Here is a 25,501-nt window from a genome sequence, read left to right as displayed (position 1 = left end):
CGCAGCGGAACGCTCCGTCGTTCTTGAGGAACACTCGTTCCAGAGCGTTCCGCTGCGCTGTTTGATGCCTCGACCGATTTAGACCGATCCGAAGGAGGAAGGTTATGAGTAAACATGGAGAGGTACTTTGGTTCACCGGTCTCTCGGGCTCCGGCAAATCGACGACGGCTCGTGCCTTGGTTGAGCCGCTGCGGGCAAGCGGCAGAAGAGTGGAGCTGCTCGACGGCGATGAGCTGAGGCAAACGATTTCGCAGGGGCTTGGCTTCAGCCGCGAGGACCGGATCGCCAATATCAAGCGGATCGTCTTTCTGTGCAAGCTGTTGTCACGCAACGGTGTGACGGTAATCGTATCGGCGATCACGCCATACGAAGAGATGAGAGAACATGCCCGCGCCGAACTGCCGGGTTATGTGGAAATATTCGTTGACTGCCCATTGGAGGAGTGCGAGCGCAGGGATGTCAAAGGGCTGTACGCCAAAGCGAGGAAAGAGGAAATCGCTCATTTTACGGGCATTGGCGACCCGTATGAAATACCGGAGCAGCCGGACATTGTCATTCGCACGCATATGGATGAGGTTGAGAGCAACGTTGCGTTCATTTTGGATTATTTGATGACGGATGCGGGACGGGGGGAGGCGGTATGAACATCGTATTCGTCTCCATGGATACCATGCGCGCTTCCAGGCTTGGCTGTTACGGCTACGAGAAGCCGACATCGCCTTATATGGACCAGATCGCGGCTCAAGGCGTCTTGTTCGAAAGGGCTTATGCGGCGGACATTCCGACGGAGGTGGCCCACACCGGTATTTTTACCGGGAAAGTGGGTCTTCGTACGGGCGTCGTCTCCCACGGCTCGCCGCTGACACAGCTGCCCAAGAAGGAGGCCTGGCTGCCGTCTTTGCTGCAGCAGCATGGCTTCACGACGGCCGCCGTCGACAATCTGTATCAGTTGAAGGAATGGTTCGCCAGAGGCTACCGGCACTATATTAATTCGGTCCAAAAAACGCGCAGCATCGACGGGAAAAGTGTCAATGAACTTGCTTTCAAATGGATTCGCGATCATAAAGAGGAGGATTTCTTCCTGTTCCTGCATTATTGGGATCCGCACACGCCCTATCAGCCGCCGGCCGATTATGTGTCTGAATTTTATGAAGCGGGGCGCGATCCTTACGATCCTTCGAATCGCAGTATGCAGGCCGCATATAATCATGCGGCTTATCCGTTTTTCAAGCACCATCATTACGACCTGCTTGGTCCTGTGACGGACAGCGACTATGTGAACGCGCTCTACGATGCGGAGGTTCGCTATCTCGACGACCGCCTGCGCGAGCTGGATGAGCTGCTGATCGCTGAAGGTTTATACGAGGACACCTTGCTTATTCTGTTCGGGGACCACGGCGAAAGTTTGACGGAACATGATATCTATTGGGATCATTGCGGGTTATACGAGGCATCCGTACAAGTACCGATGATCATGAGATGGCCGGGGCGCATTCCGGCCGGGCGCAGGGTCGAGGGCTTGGTGCAGCAGGTCGATATGATGCCGACGATGCTGGAAGCGGCGGGAATTGTAGCGCCGGCTTCGCTGGATGGCCGCAGCTTGTGGCCGTGTATTCGCGGGGAAGAGAACGGCACGCATGACGTTGTCTTCCTAAGCGAGTGTGCGTGGCAGGCGAGCCGCGGTGTCGTGACGAAAGATTACAAATTCATTCGCACGCTTGACGCAGGCCCTTTCGTTCGTCCGCCAAGGGAGCTGTACGATCTGCGTACGGATCCGAACGAGACGGTGAACATTGCGGAGAGTTCGCCGGGTATCGCAGGTGAGCTCGCCAGGAAGCTGGATGAGTGGACCGCCGGGATGCTGAACGGGCGCGAGGATCCGATGCTGATCCAAATCGCAGCGGGACTTCCTTTTCGCAACCGCATCCATGAGATCTTGCTGCAGTATGGACTCACGTGGGATGAATGGATGCAGGATCCGCGGCGCGACAGGTTCGATGAGGCGTCCGCTGCCCGGCATGCGGGGAGGTAACGAGGGTGACGGAACCGGTCAAACAACCGAATCTGCTAGTGATTATGGCCGATCAGCTGCGCTATGATTGTCTTGGCTACAGCGGACTTGCGCCTGTGCAGACACCACACCTCGACAGTCTTGCCGCCGGGGGAATGTGGTTTGAGAATGCGTATAATCATATCCCCATCTGCGGCCCGGCGAGGCAGTCATTCGTTTGCGGCAGACGGCCTGAATCGTTCGGAGGCTTGTGGAACTATTCATTAGGTCTGCAGGTCGGCGCGCTGGCGCCCACGAATTTCTCGTGGGCGCGTTCTGTGCATGATGCCGGTTATGTCAACGGCTATATCGGGAAATGGGATGTGCACCCGTCATTTGACCCGACACACTACGGTTATACGTATTACGTATCGAGCGACGACCGCTATCGTAAGCTGCTCAAAGAGCGGTATCCGGAGCTTGCCTACAAAGCCGGTTACTTCGGTGAAACGGATCCGCTTCCGCTTGCGGATACGCGTACGCATAAAACCGCGGAAATGGCCTGCGGGCTTATGCGGCAGTTAGCCGCAACGGACGGTCCGTGGCAGCTGCGCGTCAATTTCCAGGAGCCGCATCTGCCATGCCGGCCTGCCGCCGAGTTCGCTGCGATGTATACTCCGGATAGCATCCCTGAATGGGGAAGCTTCGGCGAGACGTTCGCGGATAAGCCGTACATTCAGAAGCAGCAGCTGCGGAACTGGGGCATTGAGCATTATGAATGGCCGGACTGGGCACCGATCGTGGCGCGGTATTATGCGGTTATCTCGCAATTGGACGATGCCGTGGGCAAGCTGCTCGCGGAGCTGGACGCGCTGGGGCAGGGCGGGGATACGGTTGTCGTGTTCACGACCGATCACGGGGATATGTGCGGCGGGCACCGTATGCTGGATAAGCATTATGTGCTCTACGAGGATGTTGTGAAGGTGCCGCTGATCGTCAGATGGCCGGGCGTTGTTGCTCCGGGCAGCCGCTGCGAGCGTTTCGTCTACAACCTGCTCGACCTGCCGCCGACGATGCTGGCCATCGCCGGCGCCGGCTTGCCGGAGGGCGGCGGTGACCGGCTGCACGGGGAGTCCTTGCTGCCGCTGCTGCAAGGCGCCGAGCCGGATCAGTGGCGGGATGAAGTGGTCGCCTCATTCAATGGCGCCCAGTTCGGTTTGTTCACCCAGCGGATGATCCGCACCCGCGAGTGGAAGTATGTGTGGAACTGCACGGATGTCGATGAGCTCTACGATTTGCGCAGCGATCCGCATGAGCTGCATAATGTGATCGGGCATCCGGGGAGCCGGCGGATTACCGCCGAGCTGCGCAAGCGGCTGTATCACATCCTGCTGGCGGACGGCGATGGGATCGTGCGGAATGAGTGGATGCGGGGGCAGCTGCTGGAGGGGCGGAAGGCTTAGCGTTCCGGGAACGTGCGCCTTGCCGGTGATTCTATGCGAAGGCGAGGTTCCGGGCGCCGCTAACGGACACAGAGGTTCTTATTCGGTGAATAAGGACCTCTGTGAAAATGTAACGGACACTGGTGCCGTTATTTGCTCATATGGGCCTGATTTCGCCCCGAAATCGGCCAAATAAGGCCTCTGCTGTCCGTTAGAGCCGAAACGTACCGCCTAATGGGCAAATAACGGCCGCTGTGTCCGTTAGCAAATAAAACAGGAGCCGATGGGCTCCTGTTTTTCGTTTCGCTCAGTCCGGCAGCCTCACCAGACTCGCCGGTCGCTCCCGCCGCCGCACCAGTGCCGCTGCGCACCTCTACCGCTGCCTTACGAGCTTCGTCACCCGGCCGTCGGAAATCCATTCCGCCACATACACATTGCCTTGGGAATCCACGCAGACGCCATGCGGTGAGCTGAAGCGGTCCGGGCGGTAGTAGCCTTTGGGCAGGTTAGGCCAACCTTGCTGCTTATACGCTTGTTGATCTTCACCTAAGTGTGTGATCAAGCGGTCATTATGATCCAGAATGGTCACCCTGCTGTGCAAATCGGGCAAATATACTTCATCGCCGAAGAAGTAGAAGGAGCACGGGAGATCCAGGTTATGCTCAACGAAGCGAAGATGCTCGCCTTCCAAAGAGAACACTTGAATCCGGTTGTTACTGCGGTCCGCTATGTACAACTCCGGCGTTTCTCCGCGCAGGTTGACGGAGATGCCGTGTGGCGACGATAGCTTGCCCGGTTCGGACCCTGACCCGCCCCAAGAGCGGATATACGCGCCTTCGGCATTGTAGTGATGCACATAAGACTGGCCATAGCCGTCTGCCACATAAATGTCGCCGTTCGGCGCCACGCATACATCGGTCGGTACATATTTTCTCTCTTCATCGTACAAATCCGGACGGTCCGGCGGCGAAATGCGGAGAAGGACTTCTCCGGTTAATGTTGTTTTTACAACACTTGCCCGTTTGGTGTCCGCGAAATAGAGATGCTGCTGGCCGTCGGAATTGCGATGCAAATAAAAGCCGTGTGCCCCGCCCTCGAACTCGCTGCCCCAGGAAGTAAGGAAGTTGCCTTCTTTGTCAAACACAACAACCGATTCTTTCCCCGTGTGATGCACATAAACGCGATCTTCATCGTCCACACAGATGCCGTGCGTGTACCCGTATTGAATGTTCAACGGCAATTGGCCCCAGCCTTCTTGCACCGCATAAAGATGTGAAGCGCTTCCAATGATAAGCTGCTCAGACATATGAAACCTCCTTCATGGTTGACAAGCTACTTTATCATCATACACCATGCCTTCCCCAAATAGGTCGGTTAAATGGAGAAGTTTTGATTTTCTGTGATAAGTGCAATTTCAGGTTGGAAATCTCTAACGACGGATGAGCCGGCTGACCGTACAATAAAGATATACCAAGCGAGGAGGAATCAATCATGCTATCACAAGAGCAGATCAAACAATTCGATGAATTGGGGTTTCTTAAGGGCGATGTCGTATTATCCGATGCGGAAGTGGAGACGCTCCGGGAAGAACTGGATAATGTGATGGAAGGGAAATCTGTCAAAAAGCCAATCCTCAACCGAAATATGCTCGACAACTCCCATTATGGGATGACGATAACGAAGAAGGAAACGGTCGTTCAGATTGTGAATATTTGGATGGCTAGCGACGTGTATTTGCAGCATGCAGCGAATCAGAGAATTTGTGAGGAGGTTGCCCAATTGTGCCGCACGGACACGCTGCGGATCTGGCACGATCAGATTCAATATAAACCGCCGGTGACGGGCGGACCGACGCACTGGCATCAAGATCATCCGCTTTGGCCGGTCATTCAGCCGGCAGACCTGATCAGCGCATGGGTTGCGCTTGACGATGCCGTCATTGAGAACGGCTGTATGTGGATGGTGCCGGGCAGCCATAAATGGGGCAACCATCAGAAATATTTGAGCAGCAGCGACGATTTCATGCCGGTACACAGACAACCTGAGCTGCTGCCTGAAGGGGCTAAAGTGGAAGCGATTCCTTTTGAAATTAAAAAAGGGCAGGTCGGCTATCATCACTCGCTAACGTGGCATGGCAGCCCGAACAACCGCTCCGATCGCAAGCGCAGAGCGATTGCGGTTCACTATATGCCGGGTCACACGTATTATTCGCCGACAGGCGGACACCCGATGGAACCTCACATTCATGTCGCTCCGGGCGAACTTATGTCGGGCGAGAGCTTCCCGGTCGTTTATCAGAAATAATATTGGTACCATGCAGGAAAGGGTGGTTCGTGTATCCGAAACGAGAAACCAACGCTCTATCCCGACGTTAATGATCTGCTAGATCAGCTGCTGCAGGGGACACAGCGCATTCTCGCGCAAGATCTGGTCGGTCTCTATGTGCACGGATCGCTGGCATTGGGAGATTACCATCCGGAGACGAGCGATGTCGATTTCCTGGGTGTCACCCGCAGCGAGCTGCAAGCAGCCCAGCGAACGGCTCTGGCTCATATGCATGACGAGCTTCGTTCGCAAGGTTTCCCTGCGGCAGAACACATGGAGGGGTCCTACATCCCGCAAGCTTCGCTTAAGCGGTATGATCCGCAGCATTGCCGGCACCCGGCGCTGCGCTGTGACGGCAGCTTCGGTGTCGATGGGCACGGCAGCGATTGGATCATTCAGCGTGCGATTATTCGCGGATATGGCATCACGCTCTGCGGCCCGGCGCCGGATTCGCTAATCGCCCCGGTTACAGCGGAGGAGCTTCGGTGGGCGGCGCGCAGCATTTTGCAGGAATGGTGGGCCCCCTTGTTGAAAGACGCATCGCGCCTTGGCACAAGCGAGTACCAAGCCTATGCGATATTGACGATGTGCAGATGCTTGTACACGATGGATACGGGACTTGTCGCTTCCAAACCGGCCGCAGGCAAGTGGGCGATGGGCAAATACGGGGAAGCGTGGGAAGCGTTGATCCGGCAAGCCCTGGCATGGCGCCGGGGAATGGAGCTGGATGTAAGCCGCGAGACTTTGTCTTTTGTCCGATTCACGCTGGGCAGGGCGTGCCAATAAGAAATCCCTTTCTACGCAGTTGTAGAAAGGGATTTTTGTTATTCCATCTGATACTCTTTCATCTTATTGTACAAGGTTCCGCGCGAGATGCCGAGCAGCTTGGCCGCTGCGCTTTTGTTCCCGGCGGTCTTGGCCAGCGCTTCTTCAATTAGTATCATTTCGTCTTCTTCGGACACTTTGGCTTTCAAAATCATCGCGGCAGACTCTCCCTCCGAAGCGGCTAGAGAAGGCTGGCCGCTTTGCAAGGCGGGCGGCAGGTGCTCCAAGGTGATCAGATCCTCATCGCACAGGATGACACTTCGTTCAATGACGTTCTTGAGCTCCTGAATATTGCCCGGCCAACTGTAATTGGCGAATGCAAGATTAACCTCCGGTGTCAGCGCCGGTACCGGCTTCTGGTACTGCATGGCAAACTGTTTCAAATACATATGAACCATGGCTGGGATGTCTTCCGTTCGATCGCGCAGAGGGGGAATTCGAATCGAAATGACATTGAGCGCATAGTACAAATCAGCCCGGAACTCTTGCGCAGCCAGCTTGGCGGATAAGTCTTCCGTTGTGGCGATGATGATCCGCGTGCGGACACGGATCGGCTGCGTCCCGCCTGAGCGCGTGATCGTTTGCTGCGTGATGTAGTGGAAAAGCTTGGCTTGTAATTCCCAAGGAAGCTTCTCAACTTCATTGATAAATAACGTTCCGTCTTTCGCCTGCTCAAGCTTGCCAGGCTGTCCCGTCTCGGTTCCGGTGAAGGCTCCGCCTTGATACCCGAATAGCTCCGTCTCCAATATGCCGGCGGGCACGATGCCGCAGTTGATCGTAAGAAAAGGATGCTCGGCCCGCGAGCTGGACCGGTGAATGATGTGCGCCAGCTGCTCTTTGCCGACACCCGTTTCACCTATCAACAGAATCGGTGTCTCCGTTGAGGCGACTTTTTTGGCCCATTGAATGACCTTGCCGATCGCAGGGCCTTTTCCTTTGATCAAGGTGAACAAATCTTCAGTCTGCTCCCGGAACGGGATTCCGAAAGAGTCCGCCGCGGTCAATTGTTCGTTCAATCGCACAAGCTGCGTAATATCCTGCTCCGTTGCAATTCCGCCGATAATGTCCCCCTTGGCATTGCGAATAGGGGAAGCGTTAATGAGGACATGCGTCTCGGGGCGAGGACGGTGGTACGTATTGCGGATCAGGCGGCCTTCATCCAAAATTTTAAGAACCATGAGCGTCTCGACGTCGAAGTGCTCGCCAATCCGTTTCCCGATGATGTCGGATGCAGGCAGCTGATACAAATCCGCAGCGACAGGATTCCAGCAAATGACGGCCCCTTCGCGATCCACGACGGTTACGGCATCCGTTACCGTGTCTGCAAGTGCATGGAAGTAGGAGGACCATTTGTGAAGCTCATTGGAGGCCGTGTTCAATAAATCGGTTAATGTGGAGTATCCCCGAATATTTCCTGCCTTATCCTTGATCACGAGAGGGCGATGCGATGACGACGGGACCGGCAGCTCAGGGAACACCGTTCGTGCGGTTTCATCCATTTGAATCGTGTCTGCCCGGAAATAGGAGCTCATCTCGAGCAAGTCTTGAATGTTCTTAGTGGATAGGGCAGGCAACAAGACGTCATCTTCCGGTATAAACAAATAAGTCTGCGAATCCTGCCGGGCGATTACCGCCGTCTGTTCTTGTAAATAGGAGGATACTTCTTGGATTGTCGCGTCTATCGGTAATATTACAAATGTAGGGTTCAACGGAAAGTGTTCATTTTTGAACATAATGTACCTCTTATGCCGAATCGTTTTTCACTTAAATTTACCATGAACATGAAAGTGATTCAACACGTCGGGAGGGGCGGGCGAGTATGATAAGGTATAGCCGCAGCAATGTGTACAAAATCATGAAAAATACACACATAAACAAATAGTGTTCAAAATATGAATATTAGTGTACAATGAGATCATAAATTAAACACTACTGTACAAATTCCTTTGGGGGAATACACATGGAACTTATGATGAGAAATATGTTTCAATCTTTAGGCAAAAGCAGAACCGCTAACCGACTGGCCAAAAGATACGGTTTACGCTTCGGGGCCGCACGTTTCGTCGCCGGCGAGACGATCGGGCAGTCGATCGCGGCTGTGCGCAACCTGAACCAGGATGGCCGGATCGCGACGCTCGACCATCTGGGCGAATTTGTGTTCAGTGAAGCGGAAGCAATTGAATCCGCCGAGATGTGCATCCAAACGCTGGACGCGATTGCGGAGTCTGGCGTGACCTCCAATTTATCTCTGAAAATGACCTCGCTTGGATTAGATATAAGCAAAGAACTATGTGTCAGCAATATGAAACGCATTCTCGACCGTGCCCGCATGCATGGCAATTTTGTCCGGATCGATATGGAAGATTATGCGCATTGCCAGGTTTCCCTCGACATTTACCGCGAGCTACGCCAAGAGTACGACAACGTGGGCATCGTCATTCAAGCCTACTTGTACCGCACGATGAAGGATATGGACGATCTGCACGAGCTTGGCGCCAATTTGCGTCTGGTGAAAGGGGCGTACAAGGAATCCCCGCAGGTTGCCTTTCCGGAAAAAAGCGATGTCGATGAAAACTATAAGAAAATTATCCAAAAGCATCTGCTGAACGGCCACTACACGGCGGTTGCCAGTCACGATGCGGCCATTATTGAGTTTACCAAAGATTTTGCCCGCCAGAACGGCATTTCCGGAGATCAATTCGAGTTCCAGATGCTGTATGGCATTTGTGAGGAGCTTCAGAAGCAATTGGTGAAAGAAGGTTACCGTGTCCGCATTTATGTTCCATATGGCGTAGATTGGTTCGGTTACTTCATGAGAAGGTTAGCGGAACGTCCGGCCAACGTCTGGTTCGTTCTTAAAAATATGTTTAAATAAGCTTCCCATTCGGAGAGGAGAAATGATATGACAACCTTTACACAAGTAGGACCGTACGCGAATGAGCCATTCACAGATTTCAGTCTTGAGGAAAATAAACAGGCGATGCAAGCGGCTATCCGCAAAGTAAAGCAAGAGCTGGGCCGCGAATATCCGCTCTATATCGGCCAAGAGAAAGTGACGACGGAAGCGAAAATTACCTCCATTAATCCTGGCAATGTGGATGAGGTGATCGGTTATGTGAGCAAAGCAGACAAGGCGCTGGCTGAGAAAGCGATGGGCGTCGCCCTGGAAACTTTCGAAACGTGGAAAAAGGTGCCTGCCAGAGAGCGCGCAGAGTACTTATTCAAAGCGGCGGCATTGATGCGCGCGCGCAAACATGAATTCTCGGCGCTCATGCTGCTGGAGTCCGGCAAAAACTACGTCGAAGCCGATGTGGATACGGCGGAAGCGATCGATTTCATCGAGTTCTATGCGCGTGAAATGATTCGTTTGAGTGAAATCAACGAAACGCAGCCGCTGGTCAAAATTCCGGGCGAGAACAATCGGCTTACGTACATTCCGCTTGGCGTCGGCGTCATTATTCCTCCATGGAATTTCCCGTTGGCGATTTGTGTGGGAATGACGATGGCCGCTGTCGTCTCCGGGAACACCGTATTGCTGAAGCCGGCATCGACGACGCCGGTCATTGCGCACAAATTCGTTGCGCTGATGGAAGAAGTGGGGCTGCCTGCAGGCGTAATCAACTTCATCCCGGGCAGCGGCGCGGAAGTCGGCGACTACTTGACGACGCATCCGAAGACGCGTTTCATCTCTTTCACAGGCTCCAAAGAAGTCGGACTGCGGATTAACAAGCTGGCTGCGGACACGGCTCCGGGTCAAATCTGGATTAAGCGCGTGGTCGCGGAGATGGGCGGCAAAGACGGCATCGTGGTGGACGAAACGGCAGATCTGGACGCAGCCGCTGCGGCGATCGTAGCCTCGGCTTTTGGCTTCCAGGGCCAGAAGTGCTCCGCGGGTTCCCGCGCGATCATCGTAGAATCCGTGTACGATGAAGTAGCGGAGAAAGTCGTTGCGCTTACGAACCGTCTGCAAAGCGGACTGCCTGAGCTGAACTTCGCGGCAGGCCCGGTCATCGACCAAACTTCGTATGAGCGGATTCTGGACTATATCGAAGTCGGCAAAACCGAAGGTACGCTGCTGGCTGGCGGCGGCAAAGCGGAAGGCAACGGCTACTACATTCAGCCGACGGTGTTCGGCGATGTGAGCGGTAAAGCCCGTATCATGCAGGAGGAAATTTTCGGGCCTGTGCTTGCTTTGGCCAAAGCGAAAGATTGGCGAGAAGCGATCGCGATGTACAACGATACGGAGTTCGGCTTGACGGGCTCGTACTTCTCCACGGACGAGGAGCGTATCGCGGAAGCGCTGGATACGGTTCATTGCGGCAATTTGTACATCAACCGCAAATGCACGGGCGCTTTGGTCGGCGTACACCCGTTCGGCGGATTCAACATGTCGGGTACGGATTCCAAAGCCGGCGGGTATGACTACCTGCTGCTGTTCACCCAAGCGAAGCTAACTTCCCGCAAGGGATAAGGATTGGTTTAAGGATAGGTTTAAGGATAGGAAAGACGGACGATGCGTCCGTCTTTTTTTTGCATGTCTCCGCCCTAGTTCCAGCGTCGCACGCACCATCAGCGCAAAGGAAATACAGTTCGCTATTTCACTCAAAAGGACCCATTCTACGAATGAAGAGGAAATACGATTCGCTATTGAGCTGATTGCCACTAAATTTGAAGGAATAATGGCGAAATAAGGTATTACATTTCCGCATCCTCCCCCCAAAAACCCTCTCAGGCCGAAATAGCGGATCGTATTTCCGCTAGCTACTGGAGGGTGCAGCATGTCTACCCTCACAAGCTCCAGCATCGCGCACATTATCAGCACAAAGGAAATACAGTTCGCTATTTCACCCAAAAGGACCCGTTCTACGAATGAAGAGGAAATAAGATTCGCTATTGAGCTGATTGCCACTGAACTTGAAGGAATAATGGCGAAATAAGGTATTACATTTCCGCATCCTCCCCCAAAAACCCCTCTCAGGTTGAAATAGCGGATCGTATTTCCGCTAGCTACTGGGGGAAGTGTAGTATGTCTCCCCCACAAGCTCCAGCGTCGCACGCATCATCAGCGCAAAGGAAATACAGTACGCTATTTCATCCAAAACCACTCATTCTGCGAATGAAGAGGAAATACGATTCGCTATTATGCGGATTGCCAGTGAAATTGAAGGAACAACGGAGAAATAAGGTCTTACATTTCCGCATCCTCCCCAAAAAATCCCTCTCAGGCCGAAATAGCGGATCATATTTCCGCTAACTACTGGTGAGGTTGAGCATCATCAGCGCAAAGGAAATACAGTACGCTATTTCATCCAAAACCACTCATTCTGCGAATGAAGAGGAAATACGATTCGCTATTGAGTGGTTTGCGAATGAAATTGAAGGAATAATGGCGAAATAAGGTATTACATTTCCGCATCCTCCCCCAAAAAACCCTCTCAGGTTGAAATAGCGGATCGTATTTCCGCTAGCTGCTGGGGGAAGTGTAGTATGTCTCCCCCACAAGCTCCAGCGTCGCACGCATCATCAGCCCAAAGGAAATACAGTACGCTATTTCATCAAAAACCACTCATTCTGCGAATGAAGAGGAAATACGATTCGCTATTATGCGGATTGCCACTGAACTTGAAGGAATAATGGCGAAATAAGGTATTACATTTCCGCATCCTCCCCCAAAAACCCCTCTCAGACCAAAATAGCGGATCGTATTTCCGCTAGCTACTGGGGAGGTGTAGCATCATCAGCGCAAAGGAAATACAGTTCGCTATTTCACCCAAAACCCCCCATTCTGCGAATGAAGAGGAAATACGATTCGCTACTATGCGGATTGCGACTGAATGAAATTGAAGGAACAACGGCAAAATAAGGTCTTACATTTCCGCATCCTCCCCCAAAAACCCCTCTCAGACCAAAATAGCGGATCGTATTTCCGCTAACTACTGGTGAGGTGTGATTAAACTGTACAATCGTGCCCGCTGCTGCCCACTGGATACCATGAGTATTTGCTTGTCACACAAGCTGCGCAAAAGGTTACGAGCATGGCGAGGACTCACGCGAAGATGCTCGGCCAGTTCTGAAGGAGAGAAGGGACGCAGCAATCTGCGTGCGAAGCGAACAGTTTCAAGCTCGACCCAGTTCATGGCATCGGAATTTGAATACGAAACAAATTTTCCAACCAATGCCAGCATCAGCTGTTGGCACTGTTTTGGCGTTTCCGCGATAGCGGGGTAGGCGAGCGGCATGACGAGCCAGCCATCTAAACCCAGATGGCAATGGCGCATGCACAGATCCTTGAACCGCCAAAGCTCAATATCGCGTGCATGGGTGGCGTATCCTTGGATCTCAATGGCAGCCTTGGCGCCGCCAGGCATATAAGCAAAGTCCAAGTAGCGGTACCCGTTCGAGAAATCACGCACCTCCCACTCGGGGTACAAATGATCGAAACTGCCGATTGCCGGGTACCACACCTTTCTCAGAAACTCCGTTTCTCCATGTCCCAAACCGCCTTCCAACCTTTCCCGCCGGCGAGCATTCCTCTCCGAAGCAAGCTGTGATGCCATGAAGATGTCGAAGGCACGTTCAAACTTCATGAAACCCCTCCTTTCTCATCGAAAAACAAAACGCCGCTCGCATCTAAGCCAGCAGGGGGGGGGCAACCCCTACAGCATTAGATGAAAGCGGCGTATGCTTCACGACCGTTGTTTTATTTTACCTAATTATAACGGAAGCGGGGATTGAAGCGCTACTGTTCTTCTCATCACAGCATCACAACGGCAGATCCCGCCGCCGAAAAAGAACGACACCCGCAGCAAACGCGAGCAAACCGATCGCGGCAAGTATCGACCAAGCGGAGCCGATTGCGGCTTTGCCCGCGATAATGCCGCTCGGGTCATAGAGCGAGAAATAGGTCAGGCTGCGCAGCCATTCGATCCGCTCGCTCAGCTTGCCAATAAAGTCCAGGCTGAAGAAGCCGAACGTGAGCGAAGCCGACACGCCAAGCGCCTTCTTCTCGTCGTTAACGAGTGACGAGACCAGGAAGGCGATCCCGCCGGCGGCGAAGAACAGCAGCAGTGCGGCGATGTTCATCCGCAGGTAAGCCGCGCCGTGGAAGGCGCTCAAGTCGCCGATGAACCAGGCGTAACCGGCGAAGCCGCAGAGCGTCGTGACGGCCATGATCGTCACCAGCCCGGTTACCATAACGGCGGCTTGCGTCACAGCGACCTTGCCGCGGGTCGTCGGCGCCGCGAGCAGGTAAGCCATCGCGCCTTGATCCACGAGCTTCGCCATCAGCTGCGTAGAGAGCAGGATACAGAAGACGGCGGCAATCAGCACCAGCAGAAGGCCGTAGTATTCGCCGGAGATGAAGCCCTCCACTGTGTTAAAGCCGCTGCCCAAGTTGAAGGCGTTCGTGATGCTGGCCGGCAGCGAGCGAATCAAATCGTCGAGGGCCGCGTTGTTGCCCGCCAAGCTGGGGAACAGCCAAAACATGAGCAGAATGTAGAACGCCGACCCGAATGCATAGTTCATCATTCCTTTGATGTGAATCTTCATCATATGTTTATAGAGCGAAACGTTCATTTCAAAGTCCCCCTCCGGTCGTAATAGTTCATGAAGACGTCTTCGAGACTTTGCGTAAACACGTCAACATTGCGAATGGTATACTTGGAAATTTCGCTTAAGAAACTGGCGTAATCGCCTTGAACGGCGACCCGCACCCTGTTGCCCTCGCGTGACTCAATCCCTTCGCCTGCGCCGAAGCCTTGCACGAAAGCTTCGGCATCCGCTGTGCGTTCGAATGTCACCTCGAACAATTTGCGCTGCATCGACTGCAGCTCATGAATATTTTTGACGGTGAGGATGACGCCGTCCTTCATAATGGCCGCGCGGTCGCAAGTCCGTTCAATTTCGGGAAAGCTGTGAGACGACATGAAGAATGTCGTGCCGCGCGCTTTCTCCTCCAGGACGAGATCGATGAATACCTTTTGCATGAGTGGATCGAGTCCTGAGGTAGGTTCATCCAAAATAATGAGCTCCGGCCTGTGCATGAATGCCGCAACGATGCCGACCTTTTGCTTCATGCCCTTGGACATTTTGCGAATCGGCGTCTTCACGTCGAACTGGAACCGGTCGACAAGCTCATCGCGCCGGGACCGATCCTTCAGTCCCTGCATCTCCGCCATGAAATCCAGGAAGCTCTTGCCGGTCATCCCTTCAATAAATGCGATTTCCCCGGGCAAATAGCCCAAATAGGATTGAACCGTGCCTTGCTCCGTCCAAGTGTCCAATCCCCCGACCTTTACTGTGCCCTTATCCGGCTTCATGAAGCCCATGATGTGCCGGATCGTCGTGGATTTCCCGGCTCCGTTCGGCCCCAGAAACCCGAACACCTCGCCTTTTCGGACCGAGAAGGTAACATCGAAAATGCCTTTCCCGTTCGGGAATGTTTTGGTCAACTGATGAACGGCCAACATGCGCGGCCACCTCCGCAAATGAAAGTTTTGAAATTTTAAACAACAATAATTTCAAAACTCATGTTACTCCTGATCATTTCCCTCGTCAATACTTTTGAAATATATTTATGTTATAATTTCATTATTCCAATTGACAGGTGATGCGCATGAACATGAACGGCTTTGAGAAAAGAGCTCAGCAGAAGAAAGAAATCATTATGAACACGACGTTCCGTATGCTGCAATCGACAGATCCGAAAAAGCTGCGAATTGCCGATATTGCCGAAGAAGCAGGCGTGTCGCAAGTGACGATTTATAACTATTACGGCAGTAAAGAAGCGCTGGTACGTGAAGTGTTCATCGATTATATTAGGCAAACGATCACTGAATTTGAGCAATTCATGGCGGGCAGCCATACGTTGAAGGAGAAAATGGAATATATCGTATTTCAGAAGAAGAAGTCGTCGCGGACATTCGGACTCGAGATAATGAAGCATATATGGCGGGAGGATCCGGAGTTGTCCCGTTTCGTACGGGAGGAATATATGGCCAGAGGCATGCCGCTGGTCGTTCAGCTGATCGAGGAAGGCAAGAAGAATGGCGAAATTACAGACAAGCTGTCCACTTCAACCATCATTATGTATATGCAAATGCTGACCAATCAAGCGGACATGATGCTGGAGCATGCCGAGCTTCATGGTGATCTGGATGGGCTGATTGAAGAGATGGTCCACCTGTTTTTTTATGGAATCGGCACCGTACCTGGACCGCAGGACGTCTAACAAACGTCATATTGCTCCAATCATTGGGATTTGAGATAATGCACATAGAAATAAGGATAGATAGGGGATGGATATGTTGACGAAGCTTCATAAGACACTTGCCTTCATAGGCTCATATGCGGATTCCGCCAATCCAGGGGTGTATGCCTGCCAGTATGGGGAAGAAAGCGGCGCACTGGAAGTGCTTCACGAAGTAAACGGCTTGCAGAATCCGACGTTTCTTGCTGTGGATAAGGAGCATTGGAAGCTGTATGCCCTGTCGGAAGGCACTGATGCCAGCGGACAGCGCTGCGGAGCGGCAGCGGCTTACGACATTGATCCCGGATCAGGCCAATTAACACTGCTGAATAAGGAAATTACGCTTCCTGCAACAACTTGCCATATTCAGCTTGACCATACGAATGCCATCCTGATGGTGTCCAGCTATCACGGCGGTATGGTCGGCGTCTCCCCGGTGCTCCCTGACGGCCGTATCGGCGAGAGCACCGACATCCAGCAGCATCAAGGTGCAAGTGTGCTGCCGGTGCAAGACCGTCCGCGGGCGCATTCGGTTTTCGTCGACCGCACGAATACCTACATCGGCGTCTGCGATTTGGGGCTGGACCGGATCAAGCTGTACAAGCTCGACTTGGCAGCACGGAAGCTGCATCCGCATAGTGAAGTCGCTGTCGCACCGGGTTCAGGTCCGCGGCATTTTGCTTTCCATCCATCCTATAGATATGGCTATGTTATCAACGAGCTGGGCTCAACGGTAACGGCCTTTCGCTTCGATGAGGAACAAGGTGTCCTGGAGGAAATTCAGACGATGGCCACCCTGCCGGATGACTACAAGGGGGACAATGCCTGCGCGGATATCCACATATCGCCGGACGGGAAGTACCTCTACGGTTCGAATCGCGGGCATGACAGCCTCGTCGTCTATGCGATCGATGAGGCAACAGGCCGATTAAGCCTGGTGGAGCACGCGCCGACGCTTGGGAAGCATCCGCGGAATTTCGCGATTTCACCGGACGGCGCTCATGTGCTTGTCGCGAACAAAGACTCGGATAATGTCGTTACGTTCTCGAGAGATGCGGCCACAGGCAAGCTCGTTCCTACCGGCAGCGTACTGACATTGTCTCAGCCGGTTTGCATCAAGTTCGCGGATGTATAACGATGACACCGTTCACCGAACGCGTTATAGGCATTATCCGTTCAATTCCCGAAGGCAAAGTCATGACTTACGGGCAAATTGCGAGACTGGCCGGAAGCCCCCGGGGAGCGCGCCAAGTGGTACGGATTTTGCATGCCATGGGCAGCAAGTATAAGCTGCCTTGGCACCGGGTGGTCAACGCCAAAGGGGAAATTGCCATTGCGGACGACGAGGGCGCCGAACTGCAAAGCTTTTTGCTGCAAGCCGAGGGAGTTCGGGTTAGCGCAGACCGCTTGGTCTCGTTGGAGCAGTATCAAGCCGCAATGGAAGAAAATGCATAAGCGTATTATAAGCAGTCTCATTTCTTGGAACACTAAGAGGTGAGGCTGCTTTCTTTCATGCACGGAAGGGAATGCAGAAGAATTGTCGAAATATGTAGAGATAGCGATGCGAATGCGGGGGGTAACATGAGTCAAGAAGGAGCTGCACCGGCAGCGGTGTATAATTTAATTACGATGCAGTCTAATCCCGCCCAGCGGCGTTTCGCCTTCCTGATCGGGGTTCTGGTCGTCCTGATTTCGCTTATTTCGATTCCTCTGGTTCGCATACAGCTTGCTGAGGTACAGGCTTTCCAACCGGCGATATTCTCGACAGTCGTTTGTTTTGAACTTATTACGGCTTATATCATCTATAGTCAATTCAGAATTTCCCGAGCCCCTGCAGTGCTCGTCCTATATGCAGCTTATTTGTTTTCTGCCGGTATGAGCTTGATGTATATTCTAGCCTTTCCGCGCGTTTTGGCCGAAAACGGCGTATTTCATTCCGGGCCTCAATCTTCCGTCTGGCTGTATACGATTTGGCACACCGGCCTTCCGTTAGCTATTCTGCTTTACTTGTGGCTCGATGCCAGATTAGGCAATATCCGGTACAGCGCGCGCAAAGCGAGAGTGTTCGGCTGGTTTACATTCATCGGCGTGGTGCTTCTGATCGCAGCTTCAACGTATGTTTCAACCGCCTATGTGAATGTCCTGCCTACCGTGCTGGTTAACGGCAAGCTGACGCCTTATTTTATGAGCACATTCGGGATTCCCTCCGTCCTGCTGACTTTTATCGCCCTGCTCGTGTTCTACTGGAGAACGAGAGCGAGAACCGTTACTTCGACCTGGCTGTGCATTGCGATTCTGGCCTCCATGCTGGATGTGCTTATCGTCATATGCGGCGGCGGCAGGTTTAGTTTAGGTTGGTATGTGGCCAAATGGAACACGTTCGTCTGCTCGAATGCCGTATTAGGCGGTATGATTTATGAGTTTACGAAAATGTATCTGAACATGGCCGAGCTCCTCCGCAAAGTGCAAGAGAGCGAGAACAATCACAAAGCGCTTCTGTCTGAAAGCCGGCAGGCCGAGAGAACGATCGCCGAGCAGAATACGATCATCGAGCAAATGCTGGAATCCATCCATGAAGCGATTATCATGTGTGACCCTCTGGGGCGTGTCATTTTCGCCAACCGTCGCGTTGAGCTTTTCTTTGAGAAAAAGATTCACCAAGGTGACAACATCTTAGTGTATTGTCATGACATGATGGTTCCCGGTGCCCCATTCGTGGAAATCATCGATGCCTATCTGTGCAGAGACTTGCAGCCTTTTCTGAGAAGGATTCTAAGAAAGACGACCGCCGGAGAAATCAAACATTATGAATGTTATGTCAATCCTATTGTGGATGAAGCGGACGGCACGCTTCGCGGCCATTTGTTCGGATTCCGCGACCGTACGGAGGAAGAGCGGACCGATGAGATGAAAAATGAGTTCGTCTCTATCATCTCCCACGAAATTCGGACGCCTCTGTCTTCGATTATGGGGTTTATAGAAATTTTGGCGACCCGCAGCGTCTCGGAGGATAAGAGAGTCAAATATGTGGAGACGATCCACAAGGAATCCAAGCGGCTGTCGAATTTAATTAACGATTTTCTGGATTTGCAGCGTTTGGATTCAGGACGTCACGCCTTTCATTTTCAAGCGTTAAATCCCGCTCTACTGCTCGGTGAAATCGTGGAACAATGGCAGGGTAAGGACAATCATGAGATCGAGCTCAATGTTATCGCGGAAAATCCTCTCATCTACGCGGATGAAGAGCGATTGAAGCAGGTGTTTCATAATCTCATTTCCAATGCCATCAAATATTCGCCGGGTATGCCGAAAATTACAGTGACTGTAGGGAGGGAAGACGGAGCCGTTGCTATCCAAATCCAGGATTTTGGGTTGGGCATCCCTCGCGACGCCACCGATAAATTGTTTACACGATTTTATCGGGTCGATAACTCGGATCGCAGGAAAATTGGCGGCACCGGCCTCGGGCTTTCCATCGTCAAAGAAATCGTCGAAGCCCATCAAGGCACCGTAAAGGTGGACTCGGAGCTAGGCAAAGGCTCGGTCTTTACGATCCATTTGCCGGAAATCCGGGAATCCATGCCGGATGGCCTAGAGTAGAAACAGGCCTTAAGCGGAAGCCAGACTTGCTGCCGCTTAAGGCTTGTTTGTAATACTACAACTTTGTGATGTGAGAAAATGCTTGTATTTGTATTAGGAATTTAAACCATCCCCGCAAGCCCAAAAAAATCGGAAAAACAAACAAAAAGGTTACAAAGATCACCTGCCCGGAATAGACTATCGTAATACTAGGCCATACGGACAGGAGGCTTCTCGATGAATGACCGCACCTTGTATCTATTCGATGGCATTAACAAAAGCTCTGTGAAAACCATCGTCGAGCAAATTATGAAAATCAATCAGTTCGACGACGACAAAGATAAAAAGGAAAAAGACTTCAAACGGGTCCCGATCGACGTCATCATCAACAGCAACGGTGGCAGCGTCTACGACGGACTAGGACTGATCAATGTCATTGAGAACAGTAAAACGCCGGTTCATACATACGTGTATGGACTTGCGGCCAGCATGAGCCTATTGATCGCAGTAAGCGGCCACAAAAGATACGCTGGCAGGTTAAGCACGCTGATGTACCATGCGGTTTCCACGCATTTGGACGGGAATTTGGAGCATTTGAAGAATCGGGTGGACGAGACGCAAAGACTGCAGAACATCTATGACGAGTTCCTGCTGTCCAGAACGAAGCTGAGTCCAGACGAGCTGTTCAAAATTCAGGAGCATCAGCGGAATTGGTACATGAGTCCGGAAGAAGCCTTGACGCATGGAATTATCGACGAAATCGTATAAGAAGCAGGGAGAGAAGCCGAGGGGATTCTCTTTTTCTTTGTTTTTTCTCTCTATTTGTTGTTTAATGAGAGAAAGAGAGAAGGCGGGCAGCATGAGCTGCCTCCGCAAGCAAAGGAGACCCAGACTGTGTACAAAATTGTATTTTTCGATATCGACGGTACCCTCGTGAACGAGGAGAAGCAAGTTCCTGCCTCTACGGTGACAGCGATTCATCAATTAAAGCAGCAGGGCATCGAGCCGGTCATTGCTACAGGACGAGCTCCTTATTTCATCAAGCCGCTGGCTGAACAACTGGGCATCGATTCGTACGTTTGTTTGAACGGCGGTTATGCCGTTTACCGGGGCGAGCCGCTTTACCGGCGCGTTATCGCCAAAAGCAGCATTGAAAATCTAGTAAAGCTTGCGGCCAAATACCAGCATTCCTTGGTGTTTGAAGGCGAGCACCAGTTCTTCACGGATACCGAGGATCATCCATTCGTAACAAGCTCCGTTTCATCCTTGAAAGTGGATTTGCCCGGCTATGATCCGCACTTCTGGCAAACGAACGATATTTACCAAATTTTCCTCCACTGCGAAGATACGGATGAACACCTGTACGAGGAGCTTCAATCGGAGTTTAAGCTGATTCGCTGGCACAAGCATGCGATGGACGTGCTGCCTGCAGGCGGCTCCAAAGCTCAAGGGATCGCTGCGCTTCTGGAGCTGGTCGGCCTCAAGCCGGAAGAAGCGGTTGCCTTCGGCGACGGGTTGAATGATATGGAGATGCTTGCCTATGTCGGGATGGGGATTGCCATGGGGAATTCGCACCAAGATTTACTGCCTTACGCCGATCATGTTACCACGCATGTAGATGAAGACGGCATACGCAACGGACTGGTTGCAGCAGGACTGCTCTAGTCGCGATAGAACAAGATTAGGGTGAATACACATGAGAATAGCATTTTTTGACTCAGGAATAGGCGGCATATCCGTGCTGCACGAAGCGATGAAGCAGCTGCCGAATGAAGATTTTCTGTATTATGCGGATACCCTCCATGTGCCTTACGGGACGAAAACCAAAGATGAAGTCCTCGGCTTTGTGACCAAAGCGGTGGAATCGATTTGCTCGGAAGGGGTGAGCGCCCTCGTCATCGCTTGCAACACCGCAACCAGCATCGCCATCGCCGAGTTGAGGAAAAGCTACGACATGCCGATTATCGGCATGGAGCCTGCCGTCAAGCCTGCACTCGAGATGAACCGCTCAACAGGCAAACGTGTACTCGTATTGGCCACGCCGCTCACGCTGAAGCAGTCCAAATACCGCGAGCTTGTTTCCCGCATAGATGACATGGGGGCTGTGGATTCGCTGCCGATGCCGGAATTGGTGGAGTTTTGCGAACAATTACAGGTTGACGGACCGCAAATTATCGATTATTTTCATTCCCGCCTGGAAGGCTTTGATTTGAGCACCTATGGTACTCTCGTTCTAGGATGCACGCATTTTCCATTTTTCCGCAAAGTGTTAAAACAAATACTGCCTGAACATATACAAATTGTAGACGGAAGCGCAGGAACGGTGAACCGGCTCGTACAAATTTTGCGTGACCGCAATGAACTGACGGGTACAGGACGGTCAGACCTGAAATGGATGTGCTCCTCGGAGGATCCGGTTTATACGGATAACATGAGAAGGGCGCTGGAGCTGTTCAACGTCACCGGTGCCTAAGAAGAGAAAAAGCATTGTCATGCAGAGCTGCATGGACAATGCTTTTTGATTTTATACGCGGATTTCCAACAATTCATATGTGATGACTCCCATCGGAGCATTCACCAGAATCGTATCGCCTACCGATTTGCCCATCAGTGAGACGCCTAGCGGGCTTTCGTAGGAAATTTTGTTCTCGTTCACATTGGCTTCGGAGGATCCGACGACTTTATACTCAATTTTCTCGGCAAATTCCACATCGTTAAGAACGACGGTGGAACCGACTTGAACCTTGGAGTTATCGAGATTCGTAACGACCCGCGCTTTCTTCAGCATTCTTTCGATAGTCAGAATGCGGGTTTCCATGAAACCTTGCTCTTCCTTGGCGGAATGGTACTCGCTGTTCTCTTTCAAATCTCCGTAGGAAATAGCCGTTTTGATACGGGCAGCCAGCTCCTTGCGCTTTACGGTTTTCAGCTCTTCAAGCTCGTTCTCCAAGTCGCGCAGCCCTTGCGGCGTTAGAATGACCTCGTCATTGGACATTTATTACAGCTCCTCATGTATTCGATATTAGATAATAGTACTAAAGTAGAGGGAGCAAGTAAAGTGAAGGGACGAAGCAACTTTTTGGCGTGTGAGACGTCTTATTGATTGGAAGGTTTTTCCTTAAACTTCATGCGGAAGGGATTGGAGCTAATGATGAAACAGGGCAAAATCGTATTCGCGATGCTCGCAGCTGCGCTAGGTTTAGCCGGCAGCGTACTGCAGGCAGCAAGCGCCGACGTTATTTATGGCAGCTATGCACCGGATGGTCTTCGGCTTCCTGCCGCCATCGAGTTGTTGGCCGATACGCCTTATTACGGGCAATCCGACGTAAGAAGAGAGGATGTGGAACCGGAGGGGTCGTTCGCCCCGCAGACGGTGAAGGTGCTGGAGACCGAGAGCGGCTGGTCGATCGGCGAGGCGATATGGAAGATCGAGACGATGTACGGCCCCAAGTGGATTAAGCCGAAGCCTTGGGAAATCGATATAGCACCGCCGCCGCGAATTGTCCTCCTGGAGGAGACGCCTCTGTACCGCAGCCAAAGCACGAAGGGCGGAGCGGTTACAGCGCTGGCACCGCAAGAGGTAGAGGTCGCAGGGGCGGAAGAACGATGGTTCTATACGAATGATCCTGACAGCAAGGCATGGATCAAGATACATACGACTTGGCTTGGCGATCTATGGGCGCATATTCCGGTCAGTCGTATCGGAACCGTAGAGAACGTGCAGCGCAAAGCATATTATGGGGCCCTTCCGCTGAACAACGAGCTGGCAACAGCCATGGGAGTGGAGGGGAAGCAAACGGATTGGTCGCAGCCAGCTAGAGGCCAATTCCAGATCGTACGGGAGTTCACCACGATTTACGATCGTGCTTTCGAAGTACAAACGGATAAAGGAACAACGTGGACGCGCGATAGAGGCTTGCCAATCTTGAGCGCTGACGACACCTTGAAGATTACGCGGCGAACACCGCTGTTCAAGACGGCATGGGGCGGACTGCAGGAGGAAGAAGCCGTTCTGGAGAATGAAACGGTCACGGCTTTTGAGAAAATAACCGAACCCTTGTGGGGGGGAAGAGGCCCCTACGAATTATGGCACTACAGCACTTGGTATCATGTGCGTACGTCCAAGGGGACAGGATGGATCAACAAGCTGATTGGAGATCCGGAGGGAGCCGTTCCCGTTCGATGGAAATTGGCTATTACAGACGCCAAGGAGCTTCAGCGTTTCCCGGAGGTGCAGTTTAACGATACGTCTTTGCTGCTGCGTAATCAGACCGTACAAGTGACGGAAGCTTGGAATCCGCCGAACGGAGGCTCTATGTGGCTGAAGGTTCAGGTTGATAACCGGACGGGTTGGATTCCGTTCTGGAGCGGGTCGCAGGACCAAATCTGGGATCAAAGCTCACAAACGGTTGTTCAGCTGGCCAAATGGAATACGAACGGGTTCGGCATAGCGCCGGTTGGCCAAGACGGCTTGCAGCTGTACTCCGGCGAGCGCATCGGTTACACGGAGAAGGGTGAGTCCTACTTGAATGCCAACCTGCTCGCCGAGAAGTTCCAATACAAACTGAGTTCGGCAGCAGGCAGCGATGGACTATCGCTGGCCAAAAACGACTATGCGATCGATTTGCAGAAAGGCGCAGCCACCGCGGTGGTTCATTGGAAAGGCGACAAGGGGGATTCGGTTCCGCTGTCGGAGCCGGTCCGGCGAATCGGCCAGAACCTTTATTTGAATCTTAAGGATGTCAAGAGCTTACTGGGGTTGACCCAAGTGTTTGCCGGCAACGAATATACGTTATTCGAGAAGGTGTATTCGGTGAAGCTGGATCAGCTGCCGTCCCGGGCGGCAAGCGGAAGGTTGGAGCTGCAGGCGTTCGTCGAAGACTGGACCAGCCGGGAAGATTACGAAGACGGACAGCTGCCGCTTCAGATGACGATTGAAGTGAATGGCGACCGCGGAGGAGCCCAGCATACCGCCGAGAACCAAGGTGTTGTCAATCAGCCCAAATCGGAATCCTCTGTGACGTTGTACAGTTTGAAGGCATCCAGACCGTTTGCTGCGGGAACACATCCTGTCAGCGTCGTGATCCGCATCGGTGAGCGCATCGTTTGGAAAAATAGCATCAACCTGATCGTCGAATAAATAAAAGGCAAGCAGCCCCGATCCCGTATGCGGATTGGGGCTGCTTGCCTTTATTTGGACGCCATTGATTTGCGGATGACGCTGCCGAACAGGGTGACAATAGCTTTCCTGGAGAGAATGCGGCTAAGGAACGCGTTCAGCTTGTTGGCACTTCCGTCGATAACGTAGGTTTTATTGCGCTCGAGCGCTTTCAGCGCGGTCGTGACGACCTGCTGCGGCGTTCTTTTGTTGTTCGTTTCCACATCTTTGGCCGTATCGAAAAAAGGGGTGTCTGTCGGCCCCGGGCAGAGCGCCAGCAGTTTAATGCCTTTATGCCGGTATTCCTCCCATAGCGATTCGGTGAAAGAAAGCACGAAAGCTTTGGTCGCGCTGTAAACGGAGCAATATGGGAAGGGGAAGAAAGAAAGCAAGGAAGCCAGATTAATAATGGTGCCCTCGCCCTTCGCCACCATACGCGGCAAATAGAGATGGGTCAGCTCGACGACCGCTGTAATATTCAGCGCAATCTGCTGAAGGTATTGCTCCGCAGAATGGCTTAGAAATTCACCGCTCAGTCCAGACCCTGCATTGTTGATCAGGAGATCGACATGAACGCCAAGCTGTTCCGTTCGTTCATAGATGGTTAGAGCTGCATGCATTTCACTCAAATCCGCGGTAATGACGTCTACCTCGATCCGGTAGGTGCCGGACAGCTCGGCTGCCAGCTTGTCCAATTTGGCTTTGGACCGGGCAACCAGAATGAGTCTGTGTCCTTGGCGGGCAAGCTGCCTGGCGAACACTTCGCCGATGCCGGAGGAAGCTCCGGTGATAAGTGCAGTTTTTGTCATATTTTAAATTCTCCCAATCGGCTTGTTTGTTGCCATTTTTCCCTATCTTACCAAAGGTTCGATTGTCTGTACATTAATAGATAGACAACACTTTCTTATCCTACTATACTACTGAAAGGGAGATAT

At 52.4% G+C, this 25,501-nt stretch carries 22 protein-coding genes; 15 read left to right on the top strand and 7 right to left on the bottom strand.

Going from position 1 to position 25,501, the window contains the following annotated elements; all coding sequences use genetic code 11:
* The first annotated feature begins 86 nt into the window (after positions 1–86).
* Genes cysC through PUT07_RS17425 form a run of 3 tightly spaced genes read left to right on the top strand, consistent with a single transcriptional unit; the run spans position 87 to position 3,453 of the window.
* Entirely contained in the window at positions 87–644 is a 558-nt protein-coding gene (gene cysC / locus PUT07_RS17435; protein WP_338000770.1) for an adenylyl-sulfate kinase, read from the top strand.
* Positions 641–2,032: a sulfatase family protein gene (locus tag PUT07_RS17430; RefSeq protein WP_274469590.1), complete on the top strand. Its 1,392-nt coding sequence runs from the start codon at positions 641–643 to the stop codon at positions 2,030–2,032. The genes cysC and PUT07_RS17430 overlap by 4 nt, the downstream gene beginning before the upstream one ends.
* 5 nt (positions 2,033–2,037) lie before the next feature.
* Positions 2,038–3,453 (top strand): sulfatase-like hydrolase/transferase, encoded by a 1,416-nt coding sequence (locus PUT07_RS17425; protein ID WP_274469588.1) that lies wholly within the window; start codon positions 2,038–2,040, stop codon positions 3,451–3,453.
* 352 nt (positions 3,454–3,805) lie between these two features.
* Here PUT07_RS17425 and PUT07_RS17420 read toward each other — a convergent pair whose 3' ends face one another.
* Positions 3,806–4,738 carry a hypothetical protein gene (locus PUT07_RS17420; protein ID WP_274469587.1) on the bottom strand — a complete coding sequence of 311 codons (933 nt, stop codon included), beginning with the start codon at positions 4,736–4,738 and terminating at the stop codon, positions 3,806–3,808.
* Positions 4,739–4,923: 185 nt separating this feature from the next.
* On the opposite strand from PUT07_RS17420, the gene PUT07_RS17415 reads away from it, so the two are divergent.
* Both PUT07_RS17415 and PUT07_RS17410 read left to right on the top strand, forming a co-directional pair.
* Positions 4,924–5,736 (top strand): phytanoyl-CoA dioxygenase family protein, encoded by an 813-nt coding sequence (locus tag PUT07_RS17415; protein WP_274469585.1) that lies wholly within the window; start codon positions 4,924–4,926, stop codon positions 5,734–5,736.
* Between the two features lie 33 nt (positions 5,737–5,769).
* Positions 5,770–6,543: an aminoglycoside adenylyltransferase domain-containing protein gene (locus PUT07_RS17410; RefSeq protein ID WP_338000769.1), complete on the top strand. Its 774-nt coding sequence runs from the start codon at positions 5,770–5,772 to the stop codon at positions 6,541–6,543.
* Between the two features lie 38 nt (positions 6,544–6,581).
* On the opposite strand, the gene PUT07_RS17405 is transcribed toward PUT07_RS17410, so the two are convergent.
* Positions 6,582–8,315, bottom strand: a complete 1,734-nt coding sequence (locus PUT07_RS17405; RefSeq protein ID WP_274469584.1) for a sigma-54 interaction domain-containing protein — start codon at positions 8,313–8,315, stop codon at positions 6,582–6,584.
* 227 nt (positions 8,316–8,542) lie between these two features.
* Here PUT07_RS17405 and PUT07_RS17400 point away from each other — a divergent pair, with 227 nt between their 5' ends.
* The gene (locus PUT07_RS17400) at positions 8,543–9,457 is read left to right on the top strand and encodes a proline dehydrogenase (RefSeq protein WP_274469582.1); all 915 of its coding nucleotides are present in this window, start codon (positions 8,543–8,545) and stop codon (positions 9,455–9,457) included.
* Positions 9,458–9,484: 27 nt separating this feature from the next.
* Positions 9,485–11,053 (top strand): L-glutamate gamma-semialdehyde dehydrogenase, encoded by a 1,569-nt coding sequence (pruA, locus tag PUT07_RS17395; RefSeq protein WP_274469581.1) that lies wholly within the window; start codon positions 9,485–9,487, stop codon positions 11,051–11,053.
* A gap of 1,462 nt (positions 11,054–12,515) precedes the next feature.
* Here the strand turns inward: pruA and PUT07_RS17390 are convergent.
* From PUT07_RS17390 to PUT07_RS17380, 3 genes are all read right to left on the bottom strand, one after another.
* Positions 12,516–13,169 carry a transcriptional regulator gene (locus PUT07_RS17390; protein ID WP_274469579.1) on the bottom strand — a complete coding sequence of 218 codons (654 nt, stop codon included), beginning with the start codon at positions 13,167–13,169 and terminating at the stop codon, positions 12,516–12,518.
* 175 nt (positions 13,170–13,344) lie between these two features.
* Positions 13,345–14,157, bottom strand: coding sequence for an ABC transporter permease subunit (locus tag PUT07_RS17385; protein WP_274469578.1), 813 nt, complete (start codon positions 14,155–14,157; stop codon positions 13,345–13,347).
* Positions 14,154–15,050 carry an ABC transporter ATP-binding protein gene (locus PUT07_RS17380; RefSeq protein WP_274469576.1) on the bottom strand — a complete coding sequence of 299 codons (897 nt, stop codon included), beginning with the start codon at positions 15,048–15,050 and terminating at the stop codon, positions 14,154–14,156. Before PUT07_RS17380 ends, PUT07_RS17385 begins: the two co-directional genes overlap by 4 nt.
* 146 nt (positions 15,051–15,196) lie before the next feature.
* Between PUT07_RS17380 and PUT07_RS17375 the strand changes: the two genes are divergently transcribed.
* The 7 genes from PUT07_RS17375 to murI all read left to right on the top strand — a co-directional run bounded on the left by PUT07_RS17375 (position 15,197) and on the right by murI (position 21,881).
* Positions 15,197–15,811, top strand: a complete 615-nt coding sequence (locus tag PUT07_RS17375; protein WP_274469575.1) for a TetR/AcrR family transcriptional regulator — start codon at positions 15,197–15,199, stop codon at positions 15,809–15,811.
* Positions 15,812–15,878: 67 nt separating this feature from the next.
* A complete protein-coding gene (locus tag PUT07_RS17370; RefSeq protein ID WP_274469574.1) occupies positions 15,879–16,964 on the top strand; it encodes a lactonase family protein in 1,086 nt (361 codons plus the stop codon).
* Positions 16,965–16,966: 2 nt separating this feature from the next.
* Positions 16,967–17,284, top strand: a complete 318-nt coding sequence (locus tag PUT07_RS17365; protein WP_274469573.1) for an MGMT family protein — start codon at positions 16,967–16,969, stop codon at positions 17,282–17,284.
* Between the two features lie 126 nt (positions 17,285–17,410).
* Positions 17,411–19,429: an MASE4 domain-containing protein gene (locus PUT07_RS17360; RefSeq protein ID WP_274469571.1), complete on the top strand. Its 2,019-nt coding sequence runs from the start codon at positions 17,411–17,413 to the stop codon at positions 19,427–19,429.
* A gap of 216 nt (positions 19,430–19,645) precedes the next feature.
* Positions 19,646–20,176: an ATP-dependent Clp protease proteolytic subunit gene (locus PUT07_RS17355; RefSeq protein ID WP_274469569.1), complete on the top strand. Its 531-nt coding sequence runs from the start codon at positions 19,646–19,648 to the stop codon at positions 20,174–20,176.
* Between the two features lie 126 nt (positions 20,177–20,302).
* Positions 20,303–21,073, top strand: coding sequence for a Cof-type HAD-IIB family hydrolase (locus PUT07_RS17350; RefSeq protein WP_274469568.1), 771 nt, complete (start codon positions 20,303–20,305; stop codon positions 21,071–21,073).
* 31 nt (positions 21,074–21,104) lie between these two features.
* Entirely contained in the window at positions 21,105–21,881 is a 777-nt protein-coding gene (gene murI / locus PUT07_RS17345) for a glutamate racemase (RefSeq protein ID WP_274469566.1), read from the top strand.
* A 51-nt stretch (positions 21,882–21,932) separates the two neighbouring features.
* Here the strand turns inward: murI and greA are convergent, their stop codons facing one another.
* Positions 21,933–22,403 carry a transcription elongation factor GreA gene (greA, locus tag PUT07_RS17340; protein WP_274469565.1) on the bottom strand — a complete coding sequence of 157 codons (471 nt, stop codon included), beginning with the start codon at positions 22,401–22,403 and terminating at the stop codon, positions 21,933–21,935.
* A gap of 153 nt (positions 22,404–22,556) precedes the next feature.
* Between greA and PUT07_RS17335 the strand changes: the two genes are divergently transcribed.
* The gene (locus PUT07_RS17335) at positions 22,557–24,548 is read left to right on the top strand and encodes a hypothetical protein (RefSeq protein ID WP_274469564.1); all 1,992 of its coding nucleotides are present in this window, start codon (positions 22,557–22,559) and stop codon (positions 24,546–24,548) included.
* 50 nt (positions 24,549–24,598) lie between these two features.
* Here the strand turns inward: PUT07_RS17335 and PUT07_RS17330 are convergent, their stop codons facing one another.
* Positions 24,599–25,375: an SDR family NAD(P)-dependent oxidoreductase gene (locus PUT07_RS17330; protein WP_274469563.1), complete on the bottom strand. Its 777-nt coding sequence runs from the start codon at positions 25,373–25,375 to the stop codon at positions 24,599–24,601.
* Positions 25,376–25,501 lie beyond the last annotated feature (126 nt).

The sequence above is a fragment of the Paenibacillus sp. MAHUQ-63 genome (assembly GCF_028765165.1).
Taxonomy (GTDB): Bacteria; Bacillota; Bacilli; order Paenibacillales; family NBRC-103111; genus Paenibacillus_E.
This window is presented reverse-complemented; position numbering and strand designations above follow the sequence as displayed.